General features: G+C 63.1%; 3 protein-coding genes. 2 read left to right on the plus strand and 1 reads right to left on the minus strand.

The annotated features are described in order from the left end of the window. The first annotated feature begins 34 nt into the window (after positions 1–34). Together EN745_RS33440 and EN745_RS33445 are read left to right on the plus strand one after the other, a co-directional pair. Positions 35–466, plus strand: a complete 432-nt coding sequence (locus tag EN745_RS33440; protein WP_126054133.1) for a L,D-transpeptidase — start codon at positions 35–37, stop codon at positions 464–466. Positions 467–624: 158 nt separating this feature from the next. Then, positions 625–1,464, plus strand: a complete 840-nt coding sequence (locus EN745_RS33445; protein ID WP_126054134.1) for a hypothetical protein — start codon at positions 625–627, stop codon at positions 1,462–1,464. A 137-nt stretch (positions 1,465–1,601) separates the two neighbouring features. Here the strand turns inward: EN745_RS33445 and EN745_RS33450 are convergent. Beyond that, on the minus strand, positions 1,602–2,550 hold a 949-nt coding region (locus tag EN745_RS33450; protein WP_127423213.1), incomplete at its 5' end, for a lipid A biosynthesis lauroyl acyltransferase.

A 2,550-nucleotide genomic window follows, 5' to 3' on the forward strand; every position in this document is an offset into this window, starting at 1 on the left:
GGCATGCAAGGGGCAATCAAAGGGGTTTGATCGCATGAAAAAGACTGTTCTCATGGCAACGATACTGGCGACCGCGCTGTTCGGCACCTCGGTCGCAGGCAAGGCTGCCGCCCTGGTGGCCAATATCGATGTATCCTCACAAACGATGACCGTCAGCAGATACGGCCAGGTGCTGTACCGCTGGAGCGTGTCCACCGCCCGCAAGGGTTACTTCACGCCGCGCGGCAGCTACCGCCCGCAGTGGACGGCCCGGATGTGGTATTCGCGCAAATACGAGATGTCGCCGATGCCATACTCAGTGTTCTTCCGTGGCGGCTACGCCATCCACGGCACCGGCGCGGTGAAGTATCTCGGGCGTCCGGCCTCGCATGGCTGCGTGCGCCTGCACACCGCCAACGCCGCGACCTTCTATTCGATGGTGCGCGAAGCGGGCTACGGCAACACGCGCATCGTCGTCACCGACTGACCTCGCGCGATTGCCTTTCGGCGCCAAAAGCGTTGCAGCAATGCCGCACTGCAACCGGAACTCGCATCGAGGCACGGTTTCCGGTGCCGGCGTCGATTGCGTAAATCTTTGGCGGTGGTAGGTATCGCAACGTTACTTTTTGATGCTTGGGGATTACAATGTATCGACTTGTTTTGAGCGCGGCGATTGCCGTAACCGCTACTTCCACCTTCGCTGCCGACGCGCCCGTCGTCCTGGACCAGGAACTCGCCCAGCCGCATATTTCAGGCTACGGCGAGGTATATCTCGGCGGTCTCTACTTCGCGACCCCCGGGGACGATGCAGACGGCACGACCGCCGGCGGCGCCGCCCGGGTCAATTTTCCGATCGACGCTCGCTGGAACATCCAGACCGACGCGGTGATCGATTCGCTGTGGGTCGAGGGTACGAACATCTACAGCTACGGCGGCGCAATCCATGGCTACTGGCGCGATCCGAGCGCCTATGCGCTCGGCGGTTTCGCTACGATCACGGGATATGGCGGCGAAGATTTCGGCGGTGCCGATCTATACTCCTTCTCGGTCGGCCCTGAAGCTCAAGCCTATTTCGGCAACGTGACCGTCTACGGACAAGTCTACTACGGCCAGTTGCGGGCCTCCGGTGAATCCGAGCATCTCGACAATTGGGGTGGCCGCGGCGTGGTGCGCTACTTCGCCCAGGACAACCTTCGCTTCGACGGCGAACTTGGCTTCGCGAGACTTTCGGCGGACGGCGCGCACTTCGACACCGTCTCGGCGGCTCTGCAGGCCACCTACCGTTTCACAGGTACGCCGTGGTCCGTCTTCGGACGCTACCAGTTGGATCATCTGACTTTCTCCGAAGGTCCGGGCAGCGTGAACGTCCACAAATATGTGATCGGCCTGCGGGCGAGCTTCGGCTCGGATACGCTGCTGTCGGAGGACCGCAACGGCGCTACCATGGATACGTACCGGTCGAATTTTACCGTGCCGTTCCTCTAGGGTCAGGTAAGCAAGAGCTACATCAAAGCCGCGAAGAGCAATCTTCGCGGCTTTTCTTTGCTGGTGGCCTCAGTCCTCGATTTCCGGAAAACCTTCAGGCAGTGCAGACCGCGCTGGGAAACCGACCCTGGGTGCGCTCAGCTGACTACTTTCGCCTGCCCACGCCGGCTGCGGCGGCGGCCGCTCATCTCCCACCTTTTGTGGAACCACATCCACTGGCCGGGATCCTCGCGCACCCAGCGCTCGACGACGTCGGCGAGAAGCTGGGTGGTGGCGTGGACGTCGACACTGCCGCTCTCTGTGCGCGGCAAGGTCAGCTTGTCCTCGATCTCGAGGCGGAAACGGTTGTCCGGCAGCCGGACGCAGCGTGCCGGATAGACGTCGCAGTCGTAGTGGCGGGCGAGCATGCCCAGTACCGGATTGCTCTGGCAAGGGCGGCCGAAGAAGGTCGTCTCCAGTCCGCTGGAGAATTTCTGGTCGACGAGCACGCCGATATTGCCGCCGTTCTCCAGGATGGCGGCAAGCGCGAAGGAAGCGCCGGTCGAGGAGGGCAGCAAGCCTCCCATGGTCGAGCGGCGCGTCGAGTGGATGTAATCGGCGAGATAGGGATTATTGGGCGGGCGAAACAGCGCGGTGATGTTCATGCCGAAGGTGGCCGCGGCCACGGGCAGCAGCTCGAAATTGCCGAGATGGCCGGTAAACAGGATATGCGGCTTCTTCTCGCCGGCGATCTCGGCGAAATGCACGACACCGCGCACCTCGACCCGGCCCGGCTTCGTCGCATTCGGATCGAAATCGAACAGCGCATCGAGGAAGATATACTCGGCCGCGAGGCGGGCCATGTTGCCCCACATGTCCAGCGCGATGGCCTCGATCTCGGCGTCGCTCTTTGCGGGATAGGCGCGGCGCAGATTGTTGACCGCGACCCGATGACGTCCGACCAGCGGGCCGATGCGGCGGGCGACGCGGTCGGCGAAGTTGAGCGCCTTGTCCGGCGGCAGGAGCCGCAGCAGCGAGATCATCGCCATGGCCAGGCGCGCCACCAGCCAGTGCTCCATCTGGCGCAGCCGCCGGCCGTAGCGGAAC

It is taken from the genome of Mesorhizobium sp. M4A.F.Ca.ET.022.05.2.1, assembly GCF_003998845.1.
In the GTDB taxonomy this organism is placed as follows: Bacteria; Pseudomonadota; Alphaproteobacteria; order Rhizobiales; family Rhizobiaceae; genus Mesorhizobium.